Origin of the sequence: Rhizohabitans arisaemae, assembly GCF_025996515.1 — a bacterium.
GTDB classification, from domain to species: Bacteria; Actinomycetota; Actinomycetes; order Streptosporangiales; family Streptosporangiaceae; genus Rhizohabitans; species Rhizohabitans arisaemae.
Genome location: NZ_BLRH01000060.1, coordinates 1,389,460 through 1,407,251, shown reverse-complemented (window position 1 = coordinate 1,407,251; position 17,792 = coordinate 1,389,460). Strand labels below are relative to the sequence as shown.

Sequence of the window (17,792 nt, the reverse complement as noted above, 5' to 3'; positions counted from 1 at the left end):
TTACTCATCCTTCTCATATGGTTCGCGCCGGACGGTGTCCCGATCGGCATTTCTCCCCGTGTTCGTGGTGGTGGCGGGGCGGTCGTTCGCGCCGCGGGCGGGATGCCGCGGATCGCCCGCCACGTCCGCCCTTCGCTCCGTCGCGATCAGCTCGTTGAGCCAGCGGACCTCACGCTCCACCGATTCCAAGCCGTGTCTTTGCAACTCCAGGGTGTAACTGTCGAGGCGTTCGCGGGTACGGGCGAGTGCCGTGCGCACGTTGTCCAATCGCTCTTCGAGGCGGCTGCGACGACCCTCGAGGATGCGCATTCTGACTTCGGCTTCGGTATGTCTGAAGAATGCGAAACGTACGCCGAAGCTCTCGTCCTCCCAGGACGCGGGCCCCGACTGGGTGAGGAGTTCCTGGAGGCGCTCCTTGCCGTCCGCGGTCAGCTTGTAAACGATCTTTGACCGCCGGCCGGTCAGCGGAGGGTTCGCATCGGCCGAAGGCTCCTCCTCCATGATCAGCCCCGCGCTCAGCAGCTCACGCAGACAGGGATAGAGGGAGCCGTAGGAGAAGGCGCGGAACATGCCGAGCAACGCGTTCAGTTGCTTGCGTAGCTCATAGCCGTGCAGAGGGGTTTCCCGGAGCAACCCCAAAACGGCGAGCTCAAGCACGCCGCCTCTGCTTCCCATCGGCTGACCCCTCCTCTCGATGTATCGACTCGATACATCGCCAAGATACGTCGACTCGGCATATGGAGCAAGTCGTGAGAAGCGTGTGGAGTTGGGGAGGCTTTGGAAAGCGTCGTAATCTTGCTCGCATGCGGTCGAAGTGTCTGGGCGTGGGACGGCGCCTTGCCAGGTCGGCGGGGTGTGTCGCGGACGCGGCCGCATCCCGCACCCGGTCGTGCCGCCCCGAGACGGCCGGGCACCCCCGTCAACCGGCCGAGACCGGCCTCCGGCGTGACGCGACCAGGGTCGCCTGTCGTCGGTACAGCGGGTCAGGTTGTGGCGAAGGCCACGTAAAACCCGTGGCAGAGTCCCCCGTGACAGCCCAGGAATATGGAGAATTCCGGGTCTACGTCATCGAGGTCTGCCATGGTTGTGGATGGAACTTCCTTACGGTCTCGTTCGTCCCTGGGACTGGCGAGCCGCGTGATCGTCGCGGGACACCCGCGTTCGGCCGCGGGAGGTTCCTCTCACCCGCCTGCCGGCAGTCGTAGACCTGCTCCGAACGCCCTATGACCGAACGAGGACGCGTGAGTTACAGTCAGGACAACTCCAGACCCGGTGCGAGTCAGCCGGGTCGGCGCCGTCGACACGACGCAGGACCTCCCCCGGGCGACGCCGGGCGCGATCGGCTGCCGAACGCGGGCCCGGGCTGGGATGACGGAGGGGGGCGACCCCGCGCTCAAGCCAGCCGGTCCGGCCACGACGGTCCCACCGGCCCGCGGAGCAGACCCGCGGACCCGTACGGCCCGCCGGCGCAGCCCGTACCGGGCCCGATGGGACCGGGTGCCGGGGAGCACCCGACTCAGGTCGGTTACCCCGCCGACGAAACTCCGCCGGGGCGCGGACGGCAGGGGGGGCGGCGACGCGGCAGAGGCGGTCCGGGTGGGCCGTCGCGACCGGGTGGGCCGCGGGGTCCGGTCGGGCCGGGCGGGGGTGACGGGGAGGAACCCGAGGGCAAGCGGACCAAACGCGTCGGATGGCGGAGGTTCGTCCCCTCCTGGAAGATCGTGGTCGCGACCGGGACCCTGGGGATCGTCTCGGTCACGGTGATGATCGGGATCGCTTACTCAAACACCGATCTCCCCACTGACCAGCAGGTCCAGGATCAGGCCGTCGCGCAGGAGAGCGTGATCTACTACGCGGACAAGACCGTTCTCGCCCGATTGGGGACGAAGCGGCAACCGGTCAAGCTCAGCCAGGTCCCCGAACACGTCAGGGACGCGGTGATCGGAGCTGAGAACACGACCTTCCGCCAGGACGTGGGGATCTCCATCCGCGGTCTGTCCCGGGCGGTCTACAACATGGCCACCGGCGGTCAGGTCCAGGGCGGATCGACGATCACCCAGCAGCTCGCCCGGAACTACTACGACGGGTTGAGCCAGCAACAGACCATCCAGCGCAAGATCAAAGAGATCTTCATCTCCATCAAACTCGACCAGGAGAAGAGCAAGGACAAGATCCTTGAGCTCTACCTGAACACGATCTCATTCGGGCGCAACACCTACGGCATCGCCGCCGCCGCCAGGGAGTTCTTCAACCAGCCGGACGTCTCCAAACTCACGGTGGCGCAGGGCGCCTACCTCGCCGGGCGCATCCAGAACCCCACGGGGTTCGACGCGGCGGAGAGCAGGGGCGACTTCGGACCCACCAAGGCCCGGTTCGAGTACGCCCTCGGACGAATGAAAGAGGTCGACCCCAAGTACGCGGACCTGGAAGGCAAGGTCGCCTTTCCCAAGGTCCGGGTGCCCAAGAAGACCAAGGACCTGCTCGGCGGCTACAACGGCTACATGATCCAGCATGTGCTGGAGGAGCTTAAGGCGCGGGGTATCAGCGAGGAAGAGGTCAAGAGCCAGGGCTACAAGATCTACACCAGCTTCGACAAGAAGCTAATGCATGCGGCCAAGGAGGCGGTGGAGAAGAACATCGCCCCGTACGGCAAGGGCGTGTACGCCGGGCTCGCCGCGATAAACCACGCCAACGGCAGAGTCGTCGCCTTCTACAGCGGCAAGGACTACCTCAAGGACTTCAACAACCGGGCCTTTGACGCGGAGAAGCAGGCCGCCTCGGCGTTCAAGCCGTACGTCCTCGCCGCGTGGCTTCAGGAGGGGTACAGCCTCAAAAGCAATCTGCAGGGGAACTCTCCCTACAAAGCCCCAGGCACTGAGACGATCAACAACGCCGGCGGGAAGAGCTGGGGGGTCATCAACGCGATCAAGGCGATGGAGCAGTCGGTGAACAGCGCCTTCGTCCAGATGGGGGAGAAGCTCGGTACCGAGAAGGTTCGTGCCTTGGCGGCCGCAGCAGGATTGAACGACATGCGGTTGGAGTACGCCCAGAGGAGGCACAGCTTCGCGATGATGATCGGCACCGCGCTGGTGACCCCGGTGCGGCAGGCGGCCGGGTACTCGGTGTTCGCCAACGGAGGCAAGTATTTCAAGCCGCACGCGGTCATCAGGGTCGTCGACAAGTTCGGCAGGAACAAGCTCACCGAATCCACCACACCGCAGCAGGTGATCTCGCCGGAGACCGCCGCCGACGTCACCGCCGCCCTAGAGACGGTGGTGAAGACCGGTACGGGCACAGCGGCCCGCCTGCCCAATCACCCGGCCGCGGGAAAGACCGGAACGAACAACGGGTCCAAGGAGGCGTGGTTCGTGGGATACACGCCACAGTTCTCTGCTGCGGTCGGCATGTACAAGGAGCAAAAGGTCAAGGGGAAAGACGGCAAGACCACCGTCAAGGAGGTGTTGCTCCCCGGCAACATCGGGGGTGGCACGGTACCGACCCGAGTCTGGCATGACTTCATGGCGGTGGCGATGGAAGGCAAGGAGCCGGGGGAGTTCCCGCCCCCCGCCAACGCCGGCGAACCGCTTGACCTTGAGACCCCGCCGCCGCCCACCCCCACGCCGTCCGTTCCCGCCCCTGACCAGCCCTGGCCGTCGGACGGGGGCCCCACGGCGCCGCCGACCGAATGCAGCTGGCCGGACGACTGCGACGGGCAGAACAACCCCGGCGAGCCCGGCAACCCCAACCCGGACCTTCCCGAACCGGGCAATCCAGGTGACCCCGGGAACCCGGGGAACCCGGAGAACCCGGCCGACGAGGTGCGCGGCAAGCGTGTCATCCCGGTCCCCACACCTCGTCCGTCGGGCCAGGAGGCCCGGCGGGCCGGCTGAGACCATGCTTGAGTCATTGAAGTCCCGGATTCCCGTCGCCTCGCTCGGGCTGGTGCTCTTCGCGACGATCGGCGGGATCCTGGCCTTCTGGCAGAAGGTCCCCTGTCGGTTCGGCGGCGCCTGGAACTATGGTGACCAGCAGTTCGCCCGGCTCTGCTACACCGACATTTATCCCCTGTACTTCGGGCGCGGCATGGTCGACGGAAAGGTGCCCTATCTCGAACACGAGATGGAGTACCCCGTCGGCATCGGCATGTTCATGCATTTCGTCGCCGAACTCGTCCGTCCGCTGGCCGACCACCCGGCCGGCCGAGCCGTCCTGTTCTTCGACGTCACCGTGATCGTCATGGCCGTGTGCCTGATCATCGGCACATTGGCGATGTCGTTCCTCGCAGGGCCGGCCCGGCGCTGGGACGCCGTCTGGTACGCGATCTCGCCCGCCGTGGTGCTGACCGCCTACATCAACTGGGACCTGCTGGTGGGCGCGATCGTCCTGGTGGGCCTGGTGGCTTGGGCGCGGGGACAGCAGGTGGTGGCCGGCGTGCTTCTCGGCTTGGCGATCGCGACCAAGTTCTACCCGGTGGTCCTGCTGGGACCGCTTCTGGTCTTGACGATCCGGACCGGGAAGTGGCGCGCGCTCGGGGTCACCGCCGGGGCCGCGGCGGCGGCCTGGCTGGCTGTCAACCTGCCGATCATGCTTACCGACTTCAAGGGCTGGGCCCGCTTCTACGAGTTCAGCGCCGAGCGTGGGGTTGACTGGGGTTCGATCTGGTTCTATTTCACCCGCAAGGCCTGGCCGGTGCTCGGTGACCCGGAATCGCTGGACACCATAGGGATCGTCTCGCTTGCCGTACTCTGCCTGGCGATAGCCGTACTCGTCCTTACCGCTCCGCGGCGCCCCCGGTTCATGCAGGTGTGCTTCCTGGTGGTCGCGGCGTTCATGCTGACCAACAAGGTCTGGTCGCCGCAGTATGTGCTCTGGCTGGTGCCCTTCGCCGTGCTGGCCCGGCCTCGCTGGCCTGCGCTGGCCGTCTGGATGGCGACCGAGATCTGGTACTTCGTCGCCATCTGGCGTTACCTGCTGGCTCAGCAGACCGACAGTCCGCTCGCCGTCCAGGGAATCTCCGAGGACCTGTACTTCACCGCGGTGGGCGGGCGCGCGCTGGCGGTCGTGCTGCTCATGGCCCTGGTGGTGTGGGACATTCTCCGGCCCGCGTCCGACATCGTCCGCAGAGACGGTGTCGACGATCCCTCGGGTGGGGTCTTCGCCGGGGCGCCGGACCGCTTCCTGCTCCGTGTCAGACCGAGGTCTCAGACGCCGGACCTGGTACCAAAGAACACGTGAGGTTGGGGAGCAAGGCCGACAGGGACGCGCTTTTCCTGTGGGTGGCCACCCGGCTCGGCATCGTGGTCATCGCCACGGTCGGGTACGGAGTGCTCTCGGCCGGTCGCCCGCCGGTCGCGTTGCTGCAGCGGCTGGAGCACTGGGACACCAGGCTCCTCATCGAGATCGCGGTCCACGGCTACGACGGGGATCCCGCCCAGGAGCCCGACCCCGGGCTTCCCGCGTTCTTTCCCGGCATGCCGCTCCTGCTGCGGCTGGTCCATCTGGCCCTGCCGAACTGGGTGCTGGCCGGACTGCTGATCTCGCTGGTCGCGGGCGCGGTGGCCGTGGTCGCCCTCGCCCGGCTCGGCGAGTACGAAGGCCCCGCCGGGACCGGGCGGCGCGCCGTACTCGGGCTGCTGCTCGCCCCGCCCGCGGTCTTTCTTTTCGCCGGTTACAGCGAGGCGCTCTTCCTGGGTTTCGCCATTCCGGCGTGGCTGGCCGCGCGCAAGGGGAACTGGTGGGCGGCGTCGCTGCTGGCGGCGGGCGCGTCCTGTGTCCGGATCACTGGGCTGTTTCTGGCGATCGCCCTGATCGTGGAGTACTTCACCGGCTTGTGGCGGAAACGGGGGACCGGTGTCCGGCGGTGGTGGCACGGCGGGCTGCTCATCGTGCCGTTTCTCCCGTTGGTCGCATACTCCGCGTACCAGTTCGGCCGTACCGGTGACTGGCTGGAGTGGAAACGGGCCCAGGAGGCCGGCTGGGGGCGGAACCTGGTCTGGCCGTGGGAGTCCTTCGCGACGACCTGGGACTCCGCCTTCGCCGGGAACCAGTTCTCCTGGCCGTTCCGGCTGGAGATCGCGGCGGCGGTGATCGGCGTCGGGTTCACCCTCTGGCTGCTGATCGCCCGCCGCTGGAGCGAGTTCGTCTACGTCGGCCTGCAGGTGGCGGCGCTCGTCCTCTCCTCGTACTATCTCTCGATCCCGCGTTCGACGTTGCTGTGGTGGCCGCTCTGGCTGGCGCTGGGACGATTGGCAGTGCGCAGACCCCGACTTTTCGTGATCTATTGCGTGCTGGCGGCGCCCCTGATGGTGGTCAACGCGATCGCCTACCTCAACGGGTCCTGGGCCGGATAGCGGCGGCGTGTCTGCGCGGGAGGCGGGAAACCCCTGCCTAGCATCACTCTTGATGATGATCTGGATGCGTATTGTGATGGCCGGGGTCTGTGTCGCCCTCATCCCGGGTACGGCCTCGGCCTACGACCTCACCGGAGACGGCGTGGACGACCTCGTGGCCGGGCTGGGCGCCTGCCAGGGTCCACGGGTGGCACCCGAGCAGGGGGGCTCGGTCCTGTTGATCCCCGGTGGCGACACCCGGCGACTCCGGCTCTTCAGCCAGGACGCCCCACAGGGCGTCCCCGGCAAAGGCGAGTCCGGCGACGGATTCGGTACGGCCGTCGCGGCGGGAGACTTCGACGGCGACGGGCGGACCGAGGTCGCCGTCGGGTCGCCCGGCGAGGACCTGCACAAGCACGCCGACGCCGGAGTGGTGACGATCCTGCCGATTCAAGGGCCCGCCCGGCTGCTGAGCCAGGTGACGAAACGGGTCCCCGGGGTGGTCGGCGAGTTCAACTGGTTCGGCGCCGACCTCGCCGTCGGCGACTTCAACGGCGACGGCGTCGACGACCTGGCGGTGGGGGCACCGGGCGACGGCGTCGACGGCAATCCCGGAGCCGGCACCGTCACGGTCTTCCACGGCGGCAAGGCCGGGCCCGTACCCGCCCGGGTCCTCAGCGAAGCGACCCCGGGGATTCCCGGGAAACCCGAGGCCTCGGACTTCTTCGGTACGGCCCTGGCGGCCGGGGACGTCACCGGGGACGGGATCGACGACCTCGTCGTCACCGCGGACCACGAGAAGGTGAAGGGCACCCGTGCGGCGTCGGGGACGGTCTATCTCGTTCCCGGAAGCCGGACCGGCCTCAGCGGAGCGGGAACGACCGTCGTCGGCGTCGGGCGGCTGGCGGTCAAGGGCACCTTGGGCGACGCGGTGGCGGTGGGCCGCCTCGATGAGGACGCCTACGCCGATGTGGTGGTCTACGCGGAGACCCCGGCGAGCGGTCCGGACGGTGCGGGGGCCCTGGTACGGCTGAACGGCGGCCGGGACGGGTTGAGCGCCGACCGGGCCACCGTGATCGGACAGGGCGACGTCGGCGGGGTCGGCGAGGTGAAGGACGCCTTCGGGAGCGCGATCGCCCTGGCCGACCTGGACGGCGACGGGCTGCAGGATCTCGTGACCGGGGCGTTCGCCAAGGACGACGGTCGCGGCAGGATCTGGATCCTCCCCGGTGGGGATCCCCGGCGGGCGCTCGCCCACCACTCCCCGACGGGGTACGGCTCCCTCTTCGGGATGGCGGTGACGACCGCCGATTTCGACGGTGTGCCGGGTACGGAGGTGGTCGTGAGCGCCCCGGGTGAGGGGACCTTGCACATCCTGGCCTTCGAAGGGCTGCAGGTCGTACGGTCGACGAAGATCACCCGCTCGGATCTCGGGGATGTCTCCGCCTACGATCTGAGCGCTCCGCTGCTGGGCGGTTCGTCGGCGTACCTGCCCACCGACGTGGGTCCGGCTCAGCCGCCCAGCTGCTCCCTGAGGAAGGCGATGTCGTCGGCCTGACCCGCACTCGGGGTCTCCAGCACGATCGGCGCCCCGGCGGACCGGCAGACGGCGACGATCAGTTCGGGGTCGATCTGCCCGGCCCCGAGGTTGGCGTGCCGGTCGGCTCCCGAGTCGAACGCGTCCCGCGAGTCGTTGCAGTGGACGAGGTCGATCCGCCCGGTGATCGCCTTGATCCGGTCCACGATGTCGACGAGGTCCTCACCGCCCGCGTGCGCATGGCAGGTGTCCAGGCAGAAGCCGACGTCGAAACCGTCGAGGGCCTCCCAGAGCCGGGCGATGCGGTCGAGCCTGCGCGCCATCGCGTTGCCGCCGCCCGCCGTGTTCTCGATGAGCACGGGGATGGGGCACTCCATGCGCTCGAAGACCTTGCGCCAGTTGTCGAAGCCGACCTGCGGGTCGTCCCCGGAGTTCAGGTGGCCTCCGTGCACGACGAGACCCTTGGCGCCCAGGCCCGCCGCGGCCTCCAGCTGACTCGCCAGGAGTTTGCGGCTGGGGATCCGGATCCGGTTGTTGGCCGTGGCCACGTTGAGCACGTACGGCGCGTGGATGTAGACGTCCACGTCGGCCGACTTGAGGGCCTCGGCGTCCTCCGGAAGCACCGGACCCTTCCAGCCTTGGGGGTCGCCGAGGAAGAACTGGACGACGTCCGCTCCGCGGGCCGCCGCGTGGGCCAGCGGGTCGTCCTGGTCGACGTGAGCTCCGATCCGCACCATGAGAGCGAGCTTAAGGCGTCGGCCGGAGGTTTGCGCCCTCCGGCTCGGTCAGGGCATGAAGCCGCCGGCCGCGATGCCGAGGGCGAGCCCGACGAAGGAGCCGACGATGCCGATGATGTTGAGGGAACGCTGCGGGGTGGTGATCGAGACATACTGGGACCAGAATCCGACGAGCATGCCGATCAACCCCACCCAGGACGCGATGACGTGGGCGCTGGAGATGATTCCGGTGATGAATCCCACGATTCCGCACAGAAGCGTGCTGACCGCGAGGGTGTTCTCGACCGGGTGTCGCCGCCCGTCGGTGTTGAGGGTCCACTGGAAGGGCTGGTCTTCGACGGGGCGAAGCAGATGTGGCAAGGCAGCCACCTCCTCTCGCGATGTGGATTCCCGCACAGCTCGGTCGGGAACCGTCGCCGGAGCCTGGTAATCTGATTCGGCTGCGCAGGGTCCTGCGGAATCCACCGCGGACACGCAGCGTCCTCCTGTCACGACAAGGCGTCGTGACCGCAAGAGTCCAGAGGAGGTTGGAAGCTCGCATGCGCCGTTACGAAATGATGGTCATTCTCGACCCAAGCATGGATGAGCGCGCCGTTCAGCCGTCGCTCGAGCAGTTCCTCGCCGTCGTCCGCAATGACGGCGGCACGGTGGAGAAGGTGGATGTCTGGGGCCGTCGTCGGCTCTCCTACGACATCGAGAAGAAGTCCGAGGGGATCTACGCCGTCGTCGACCTCACCGCAACCCCCGCCACCGTCAAGGAGCTGGACCGTCAGCTCAACCTGAACGAGGGCATCATGCGGACCAAGGTCCTCCGTCCCGAGCTCCACTGACCGTTTCACCGCGGTCCGCGGCCGGTGTACGGCCGACGGCGGGGAGCGCATCGCCTCCGGTTCAGAGGTCGTTCTTTGTCTTCGGACCCTGCGGCCGTAACCAGGCCCGAAACGTCGGTGCCGGACCGTAGTCTGGCCCCGTCACATCCGCAAGAGGCTGTGCCGACGGCACAGGAAGGCGACAACGAACGATGGCAGCAGGCGACACTCAAATCACCCTCGTCGGCAACCTCGTCGAGGATCCGGAGCTGCGCTTCACCCCGAGTGGTCAGGCAGTGGCCAAGTTCCGCATCGCCTCCACTCCTCGTTTCATGGATCGACAGACGAACGAGTGGAAGGACGGCGAAAGCCTCTTCCTGACCTGCAACGTCTGGCGGCAGGCGGCGGAGAACGTCGCCGAGAGCCTCCAGCGCGGAATGCGGGTCATCGTCCAGGGCCGGCTCCGGCAGCGGACCTGGGAGTCCAAGGAAGGCGAGAAGCGCACGTCCTATGAGGTCGAGGTCGACGAGGTCGGCCCGTCTCTCCGAAACGCCACCGCAAAGGTCAACCGCACCGCCCGTCAGGGCGGCGGCGGTGGCTTCGGCGCTGGTCCGGCTGACGACCCGTGGGCGACTGCCTCCCCTTCTCCGCCCGGCGGCGGAGGTGGAGGCAACTTCAGTGGGGGCGGAAACCCCGGCGGTGGGTTCGACAGCGACGAACCGCCTTTCTAATCCCAATCAGCAACCGAATGACCATTCCCGCTTGACGCGGGGCTCTCTTGGAGGAGCACCATGATGGCCAAGCCGGCACTACGCAAACCGAAGAAGAAGGTTTGCCTGTTCTGCCATGACAAGATCTCCTACGTCGACTACAAGGACACGGGGCTGCTGCGGAAGTTCATCTCCGACCGCGGCAAGATCCGTGCCCGCCGGGTCACCGGTAACTGCACCCAGCACCAGCGCGACGTGGCCACCGCAATCAAGAACGCCCGTGAGATGGCCCTGCTGCCGTACACGAGCACGACGCGGTAAGGAGGTCGACAGATATGAAACTCATTCTCACGCATGAGGTCACCGGTCTCGGTGCTCCTGGCGACGTCGTCGAGGTGAAGGACGGCTACGGCCGCAACTACCTCATCCCCCGGGGATACGCGATCCGGTGGACCCGGGGCGCCGAGACCCAGATCTCCACGATCAAGAAGGCGCGCGACGCCCGGGAGATCCGCGACCTCGGCACCGCCAAGGAGGTCGCCGGGCGCCTCGGCTCGCTCAAGGTGAAGCTCCGGACGCGCGCCGGTGAGAGCGGCCGCCTGTTCGGTTCGATCACCACGGGCGACATCGTCGAGGCGGTCAAGGCCGCGGGCGGTCCCATGCTGGACCGGCGTCGGATCGAGATCGGTAACCCGATCAAGAGTGTCGGCTCGCACGCGGTCGCCGTACGGCTCCACCCCGAGGTGCGGGCGAAGGTTGACGTCGAGGTCATCGGCGTCTGACCTGCGTCCGATCCGGGACCATGGCGATTGAAGGTCCTCCCCGTTCGCCGGGGAGGACCTTTCGTCGTCTCACCGGGCGTGTCGGCCGCGGCGTTTTCCGGTGTACACCTCCGGGGCGAGGATGCTGTGCTTCCGGCCGTACAGCAGGTAGATGGCGAGGCCGACCGCCATCCAGATCAGGAAGTAGATCCAGGTCTGGATGGAGAGGTTCACCATGAGCCAGAGGGTCGCGGCGATGGAGAGCACCGGCAGGACGGGCATCATGGGGACGCGGAAACCACGCGGCAGATCAGGCATCGTGTACCGCATGGCGATCGTTCCCGCAGCGACGAAGAGGAACGCGAAGAGGGTCCCGATGACGACCATCTGTTCGAGGGTGAGGACCGGGACCACCTGAGAGATCACGATGGCGACGGCGCCGATGAACAGGGTCGCCTTGGTGGGGGTCCGGAATCCCTTGCTGATTTCGGCCAGGCCTCCGGGCAGCAGTCCGTCCCGGGCCATTGAGAAGATCACGCGGGTCTGGCCCACGAGGAGCACCAGGATGACGGTGGTCAACCCGAGGACGGCGCCGAGCCCGATCACATGGGGCATGAAGCCCTCTCCCGCGGTCTGGAACGCGCTGGGCAGCGGTGTCTTTGGGTCGATCTTGTCGTATCGGACCATGCCCACCATGACGACCGCAACGGCGATGTACAGGACCGTGGCGATGGCGAGGCTGCGGATCATGCCCTGGGGGACGCTCCGCGGCGCGTCCTCGGCCTCCTCCGACGCGGTGGCCACGATGTCGAAGCCGAGGTAGGCGAAGGTGATCGCGGGGGCCGCGGCGAAGATACCGAACCAGCCGAAGGAACTCGTGGTACCGGTGAGCGCGCCGAGAACGGTGTCGGGTGTCACCGTGCCGGTCTGGGAGGGTACGACCAGGTCCGCGATGTTCGCAGGGTTGAAGTGTTTGAAGCCGACCACGATGACCAGGCCGATCGCCACCAGTTTGGCGATCACCATGAACCAGAGGGCCCGGAGTCCGATCCGAGCGCCCAGCGCCACCGTCGCGGTGAGCACGACCAGGATGAACAGGGCGAAAAGGTCGAATCCCTCCGGCTGCCCGACCATACCGGCGAAGGGCTCGGGGATTGTTATCCCCAGCCCCTTCAGGGTCCCGGCGGCGTAAAGCGACCAGGCCCGTGCGACCACCGCGGCGGCGAGTTCCATCTCCAGGACCAGCGCCCACCCGATGATCCAGGCCCAGACCTCGCCGAAGATGACGTAGGTGAACGTGTAGGCGCTTCCCGAGGTCGGCAGGGTCGAGGAGAGCTCGGCGAAGCAGAGCGCGGCGAGCAGCGCGGCGATGCCTGCGATCATGAAGGACAGGATCACCCCGGGCCCGGCCGTGGCGTGGGCCTGTCTCCCCGCCACGTTGAAGATTCCTGCGCCGATCATGACACCGAGCCCCAGAATGATCAGATCGCTGCGGAGATAGATCTGGCTCAGCCGATGGCGTGCGCCGGTTCGCAGCCCCATCGCTTCATCGGGAGGCAGGCGCCGGAGCACCGATAAAGTGCGTGGCTGGGGCTGTGTGGACACGGAACAACCAATCGTGCTTATGCGTGCAAATGCGGCGGAGATGTTCGGCGCTCAGCCTGCCTTAACGCAAAGATCTCTTCAAGCCTCCTTCGGACACAGTGCTATATGACCTTGATTTCTTTCTTGTTCCGGGCGAACAGGTATGAGCACTCCGTAATCGGGGGATGTGGCTCTCCGACCAGCTAGCGAACCTCCCGAACGTTCCGGGATCCCCGAGGATCCCCGTACACCGGGAGACTGCGCGTGTCCATCGAGCGCCGAATGCTATTGCTGAACGGGGTGGCCCTCGCCGGAGGGCTGGGACCGGCGTTTTTCCTGCCGACGGTGGATGGGTGGCGGGTTCGGCGGGGGGTGCGACCCCGGATTTACTCACGTGAGGAGTGGCGGGCCCGGCACCCCAAGGGGCAGACGATCGTACTGAACCGGCGGCCGGAGCGGATCGTCGTTCATCACACCGCAACGCAAAATGTTGAAGATTTCAGTGTTGAAGCCGCGTTTCGCCTGTCTAGATCGATCCAGCATTATCATATGTCTAAACATCGATGGGAAGACATTGGCGAGCACTTCACGATAAGTCGGGGCGGCCACATTATGGAGGGCCGGAATAAGACGCTCCGTGCGATCGGCAGAGGCGCCCATGTCCTCGGGGCACATGCCGCCGATCTGAACAAGCGCGCGATAGGTATCGAGAACGAAGGTATCTACACCAAGATCAAACCGCCGGCTCGCATGGTGAAGTCTCTGGTGGACCTCCTGGCCTGGCTCTGCGATGAGTACCGGCTCGACCCCTACATCGCGATCATCGGTCACCGGGACGTCAACCCCACCTCCTGCCCGGGGGAGCAGCTCTACGCGATGCTCCCCGAGCTGCGCCGGCGGGTGGCGGTGCAGCTGGGCCTTCCGCAACGTCAGGACGCGCGTAGATTGATGCGGGGACCGAGGATGTACGGGCCGATCGCCCCGTTCGATCACGGTCCGGCGATCGGTCCTCTCGACTCTGTCGACCCTTGTTGATCAGCTGCGTCAGCGGCTCTCATCCTGTGGACGGCGTGTCGTTACAACTTTCTTTCCTCCACAGACAGTGGATGAAATTTTCGCAGGTCAGAGCGTTTTCAAGGATGCAGCTGGAAGATATCCACAAGGTTGTCCACAGGGTCGCCCACATGTGAATCGGTGCTTTGCACAGGTTGTCCACAGGCTCATCAACAGGCTGCGTTGCCGATGGCGGGTGAAGGCGGAAAACTGTCGGTCCTGGTGACTAGATGTGGGTGTCGTGGGGTCGCAGGGTTCACGAGTGAGGGGGGTGCACCGTGAGTATCGCCGAACCACCCGTCTTCGAGGCGGCCTTCGAGCGAACGCCTCCCAACAACATGGAAGCCGAGCAGTGCGTCCTCGGTGGCATGCTGCTCTCCAAGGACGCCATCGCGGACGTGGTCGAAGTGATCAGGTCCGAGGACTTCTACCGCCCCGCACATCAGATGGTCTTCGACATGATCTTGGACCTGTACGGCCGCGGGGAGCCGGCCGATCCCGTCACCGTCGCCAATGAGCTGGGCAAACGAGGCGAACTCGCCAGAGTCGGCGGCGCGCCGTACCTCCACACCCTCCTGTCCGCGGTGCCGACCGCCGCCAACGCCGGGTACTACGCCAAGATCGTTCGGGAGCAGGCGGTCATGCGGCGCCTGATCGAGGCCGGCACGAGGATCGTCGGGTTCGGATACGGCGGGAGCGGTGAAGAGGTCGACGAGCTCGTCGACCGGGCCCAAGCCGAGATCTACGCGGTGACCGAGCGGCGGACCAGCGAGGACTACCGGCCGCTTTCGGAGATCATGCCGGGCGCGCTCGACGAGATCGAGGCGATCGGGAGCCGGAGCGGCCAGATGGTCGGCGTGCCCACCGGCTTCAGGGAACTCGACAACCTGATGAACGGGCTCCATCCGGGACAGATGATCGTGGTCGCCGCACGCCCCGCGATCGGCAAGGCCCTCGCGCTGGACACCCCGCTCCCCACCCCCACCGGCTGGACCACCATGGGCGAGGTCAGGACCGGGGACCAGCTGATCGGCGCGGACGGAAGACCGACCCGCGTGGTCGCCGCAACCGAGGTCATGACCGGGCGGCCCTGCTTCGAGGTCGAGTTCAGCGACGGGACCGTGGTGGTCGCGGACGCCGAGCACCAGTGGCTCACCGACACCCGATCCGCACGCCGGGCGGCCGGGAAGCCGATGGAACGTCGCCGGCAGAGCCCGTTCCCGGCCGTGAAGACCACCGCCGAGATCGCCGACACCCTGCGGTGCGCCACCGCCGATCGCCGGCCGAACCACTCCGTCGCCTTGGCGAACCCCCTCGACCTTCCGGAGCGGACCCTCCCGCTGCCGCCCTACCTGCTCGGCGCATGGCTCGGAGCGGGCCGGGACGACGGTGAGATCGTCGCCTCGGATCCGGAGCTCGGCGTCCACCTCACGGCCGAAGGCCGCCATGTCGGGCGCACCCCCACCGGTTACCGCATCTGCCCCGACTGCGGTGTGGAGGAGTGCCGCCACGAGGACGCCGGCCTGCGGACGACGCTGGCGGCGCTGGACGTCCTGGCGGAGCGGCACATCCCCGCCGGCTACCTCCGGGGGTCGGCCGCCCAGCGGCGTGCCCTGCTGGCCGGACTGCTGGACACCCGGGGGCGGGTGAACGCGGGCGGGACCGTCCACTTCATCGTCGCCCACCGGCGGCTGGCCGAGGAGACCCGGGAGCTGATTCTCAGCCTCGGATACCGGGCGACGATGACGACGCGACCGGTCCGGCGAGGCGGGACCCGCCACACGGTCACCTTCACGCCGGGTGACAAGGTCTTCCGGCTCACCGGAAAGATCGCCCGGCAGTGCACCCGCGAACATCCCACGACGCTCCGGCGCTACATCACCGACGTCCGGCCGATCGAGTCGGTTCCGGTGCGGTGCGTCGAGGTGGACAACGCCGACCACCTCTACCTGGCGAGCCGCGCCTGGATTCCCACGCACAACTCGACCCTCGGGCTGGACTTCGCGAGATCGGCGGCGATCAAGCACCACATGACCACCGTCGTGTTCAGCCTGGAGATGAGCCGGAACGAGATCACCATGCGGTTGCTCTCGGCCGAGGCCCAGGTGGCGCTGCACTCGATGCGGTCGGGCACGATGAGCGACGAGGATTGGACCCGGCTGGCCCGCCGGATGAGCGAGGTGGCGGAGGCACCGCTGTTCATCGACGACTCGCCGAACATGTCGATGATGGAGATCCGGGCCAAGTGCCGGCGGTTGAAACAGCGTCACGATCTTCGCTTCGTCATCGTCGACTACCTGCAACTCATGAGCTCGCCGAAGCGCACGGAGAGCCGTCAGCAGGAGGTCTCCGAGATCTCCCGGGCGCTCAAGCTGCTCGCCAAGGAGCTTGAGGTCCCCGTCATCGCCATCTCCCAGCTCAACCGTGGCCCGGAGATGAGGCAGGACAAACGTCCGCAGGTGTCGGACCTGCGGGAGTCCGGGTCGATCGAGCAGGACGCCGACGTGGTCATCCTCCTGCATCGGGAGGACGCCTACGAGCGTGAATCCCCCCGAGCCGGTGAGGCCGACCTCATCGTGGCGAAGCACCGTAACGGACCCACCCAGACCGTGACGGTCGCCTTCCAAGGTCATTACAGCCGCTTCGTCGACATGGCCCACTGAGCGCCGCCGGTCCATCAAGGCGCCGGTCGGTCCCAGCGCGGTTTCGAGACAAGGGGAATGAGTGTTGACGCAGGATGACGAGCGACTGCTCCGCAGGGCTGTCGACCTCGCCCACGAGGCCCTGGAGACGGGGAATCCGCCGTTCGGATCGCTGCTGGCGGGACCGGACGGCACGGTGATCGCCGAAGATCGGAACACCACCGTCACCGAGGCCGACATCACCGCTCATCCCGAGCTGAAGCTGGCCCGCTGGGCGGCACGGGAACTCGACCCGGCCACGGCGGCGGGCACGACCATGTACACGAGCTGTCAGCCTTGCGGCATGTGCGCGGGGGCGATCGAACGGTCCGGTCTCGGCCGTGTCGTGTTCGCGCTCTCCGCCGAGCAGCTCGGCGGACTCAAGCCGGCCCCGGCCGCAGTCGCCGTACGGCAGGAGGGCCCGGCGCTGTTCGACGAGGCGCGCGTCCCCGTGGAGGTCTACTACCGCTGAGCCGGGAGCTCCCGCCGAAGTCCGGGGAGGGGAGGGACGATCGTCGGGTGTCAGCCGGACGGAGGGTTCCCGCATGAAGCTCCTTCGAAGCCTTGTGGAGTACGGCCGGAAAGATACCGCCGCGGTCCGACAGGATGCCCCGGCCGACCGAGTTCACCCGTCGGCCGAAACCGGGCGGGTCCCGGATTCGGCGGTGGCGAATCCGCGCGGCCGGTACGGGATCCCGTACCGGCTCAGGTCGTGGATTCGGTACGGCCGGCACGGCGTGTTCCCGCCGGTGACCCGGGCTTGGCCGCGCTCCGCGATGAGGGAGCCCGTACCGGCTCCGATCGGGCGCCTGCGCCGTACCCGATCGCGGGCGGGACCTGCGGTGTGCGGCGCGGCGGTCAGCGGACGACGGCGAGGTGGACGGCGAGGCCGGCCAGCACGGTACCCATCGCGTAGCGCTGGATTCGCAGCCACCGCGGTCGCCGGTTCAGCAAGGAGGCGAGGGATCCCGCGGTGAGGATGAACAAGGCGTTCCCGGTGAGCGCGACGACGATTTGGATCAGTCCCAGCAGGAGGCTCTGCAGAGCCACCTGGCCCCGTTCGGGCTCGATGAACTGCGGAAGCAGCGACAGGTAGAGGATGGCGCTTTTGGGGTTGAGGAGGTTGGTGACCAGGCCCATCGTGAAGAGTCTGCGTGGCGGGTCGGGAGGGAGCGGCTTGGGGGAGAAGACCGATTCGCCGCCGGGGCGGACGGCACGCCAGGCCAGCCAGAGCAGGTAGAGGCACCCCGCGATCCGCATCGCGTCGTAGGCGGTGGGGACCAGGGCGAGGACGGTGGAGACCCCCGCCGCCGCAGCCGTCATGTACACCAGGAACCCGGCCCCGACCCCCGCGAGCGAGATCAGTCCGGCCCGGGATCCCTGCGCGATCGACCTCGACACGAGGTAGATCATGTTCGGTCCCGGGGTGAGCACCATTCCCAGTGCCACCGCCGCGATGCCCGAGGCGGCCGTGAGGCCGATCACGACTTGCCCGGCCGGTACCGGGGAACGGATGTCGACATGGATCCTCCTCACATGATCAGTCGCCACCTTAGGGACGGGATCCGCCCAAGTGCTTGATCCAATTTCG

General features: G+C 67.3%; 17 protein-coding genes. 12 read left to right on the top strand and 5 right to left on the bottom strand.

Annotation, left to right across the window (positions count from 1 at the left end):
- A complete protein-coding gene (locus tag RUR_RS34935; RefSeq protein ID WP_283139509.1) occupies positions 1-675 on the bottom strand; it encodes a PadR family transcriptional regulator in 675 nt (224 codons plus the stop codon).
- A 62-nt stretch (positions 676-737) separates the two neighbouring features.
- On the opposite strand from RUR_RS34935, the gene RUR_RS34930 reads away from it, so the two are divergent.
- From RUR_RS34930 to RUR_RS34910, 5 genes are all read left to right on the top strand, one after another.
- Positions 738-1,205 (top strand): DUF5318 family protein, encoded by a 468-nt coding sequence (locus tag RUR_RS34930; protein WP_346349090.1) that lies wholly within the window; start codon positions 738-740, stop codon positions 1,203-1,205.
- Positions 1,206-1,721: 516 nt separating this feature from the next.
- Positions 1,722-3,890, top strand: coding sequence for a transglycosylase domain-containing protein (locus RUR_RS34925; RefSeq protein WP_283139507.1), 2,169 nt, complete (start codon positions 1,722-1,724; stop codon positions 3,888-3,890).
- 4 nt (positions 3,891-3,894) lie between these two features.
- Positions 3,895-5,235 carry a glycosyltransferase family 87 protein gene (locus RUR_RS34920; RefSeq protein ID WP_283139506.1) on the top strand — a complete coding sequence of 447 codons (1,341 nt, stop codon included), beginning with the start codon at positions 3,895-3,897 and terminating at the stop codon, positions 5,233-5,235.
- Positions 5,232-6,350, top strand: a complete 1,119-nt coding sequence (locus RUR_RS34915; RefSeq protein ID WP_283139505.1) for a mannosyltransferase family protein — start codon at positions 5,232-5,234, stop codon at positions 6,348-6,350. The genes RUR_RS34920 and RUR_RS34915 overlap by 4 nt, the downstream gene beginning before the upstream one ends.
- A gap of 64 nt (positions 6,351-6,414) precedes the next feature.
- Positions 6,415-7,887 (top strand): FG-GAP repeat protein, encoded by a 1,473-nt coding sequence (locus tag RUR_RS34910; RefSeq protein ID WP_283139504.1) that lies wholly within the window; start codon positions 6,415-6,417, stop codon positions 7,885-7,887.
- Here RUR_RS34910 and RUR_RS34905 read toward each other — a convergent pair.
- A complete protein-coding gene (locus tag RUR_RS34905) occupies positions 7,842-8,603 on the bottom strand; it encodes a deoxyribonuclease IV (protein WP_283139503.1) in 762 nt (253 codons plus the stop codon). The genes RUR_RS34910 and RUR_RS34905 overlap by 46 nt on opposite strands.
- A 48-nt stretch (positions 8,604-8,651) precedes the next feature.
- A complete protein-coding gene (locus tag RUR_RS34900; protein ID WP_283139502.1) occupies positions 8,652-8,972 on the bottom strand; it encodes a hypothetical protein in 321 nt (106 codons plus the stop codon).
- Between the two features lie 170 nt (positions 8,973-9,142).
- Here RUR_RS34900 and rpsF point away from each other — a divergent pair, with 170 nt between their 5' ends.
- The 4 genes from rpsF to rplI all read left to right on the top strand — a co-directional run bounded on the left by rpsF (position 9,143) and on the right by rplI (position 10,904).
- Positions 9,143-9,433 carry a 30S ribosomal protein S6 gene (gene rpsF, locus RUR_RS34895; RefSeq protein ID WP_283139501.1) on the top strand — a complete coding sequence of 97 codons (291 nt, stop codon included), beginning with the start codon at positions 9,143-9,145 and terminating at the stop codon, positions 9,431-9,433.
- A 191-nt stretch (positions 9,434-9,624) separates the two neighbouring features.
- Positions 9,625-10,143 carry a single-stranded DNA-binding protein gene (locus RUR_RS34890; RefSeq protein WP_283139500.1) on the top strand — a complete coding sequence of 173 codons (519 nt, stop codon included), beginning with the start codon at positions 9,625-9,627 and terminating at the stop codon, positions 10,141-10,143.
- Between the two features lie 63 nt (positions 10,144-10,206).
- Positions 10,207-10,443, top strand: coding sequence for a 30S ribosomal protein S18 (gene rpsR / locus RUR_RS34885; RefSeq protein WP_283139499.1), 237 nt, complete (start codon positions 10,207-10,209; stop codon positions 10,441-10,443).
- 14 nt (positions 10,444-10,457) lie between these two features.
- Positions 10,458-10,904: a 50S ribosomal protein L9 gene (gene rplI / locus RUR_RS34880; protein ID WP_283139498.1), complete on the top strand. Its 447-nt coding sequence runs from the start codon at positions 10,458-10,460 to the stop codon at positions 10,902-10,904.
- Positions 10,905-10,973: 69 nt separating this feature from the next.
- On the opposite strand, the gene RUR_RS34875 is transcribed toward rplI, so the two are convergent.
- A complete protein-coding gene (locus tag RUR_RS34875; RefSeq protein WP_283139497.1) occupies positions 10,974-12,425 on the bottom strand; it encodes an amino acid permease in 1,452 nt (483 codons plus the stop codon).
- A gap of 306 nt (positions 12,426-12,731) precedes the next feature.
- Here RUR_RS34875 and RUR_RS34870 point away from each other — a divergent pair, with 306 nt between their 5' ends.
- The 3 genes from RUR_RS34870 to RUR_RS34860 all read left to right on the top strand — a co-directional run bounded on the left by RUR_RS34870 (position 12,732) and on the right by RUR_RS34860 (position 16,673).
- Entirely contained in the window at positions 12,732-13,502 is a 771-nt protein-coding gene (locus RUR_RS34870; protein WP_283139496.1) for a peptidoglycan recognition protein family protein, read from the top strand.
- 296 nt (positions 13,503-13,798) lie between these two features.
- The gene (gene dnaB / locus RUR_RS34865) at positions 13,799-16,183 is read left to right on the top strand and encodes a replicative DNA helicase (RefSeq protein ID WP_283139495.1); all 2,385 of its coding nucleotides are present in this window, start codon (positions 13,799-13,801) and stop codon (positions 16,181-16,183) included.
- Between the two features lie 61 nt (positions 16,184-16,244).
- The gene (locus RUR_RS34860) at positions 16,245-16,673 is read left to right on the top strand and encodes a nucleoside deaminase (protein ID WP_283139494.1); all 429 of its coding nucleotides are present in this window, start codon (positions 16,245-16,247) and stop codon (positions 16,671-16,673) included.
- 386 nt (positions 16,674-17,059) lie between these two features.
- Here the strand turns inward: RUR_RS34860 and RUR_RS34855 are convergent, their stop codons facing one another.
- Complete coding sequence (locus RUR_RS34855) at positions 17,060-17,737, bottom strand: LysE family translocator (RefSeq protein WP_283139493.1); 678 nt, start codon at positions 17,735-17,737, stop codon at positions 17,060-17,062.
- Positions 17,738-17,792: the final 55 nt, after the last annotated feature.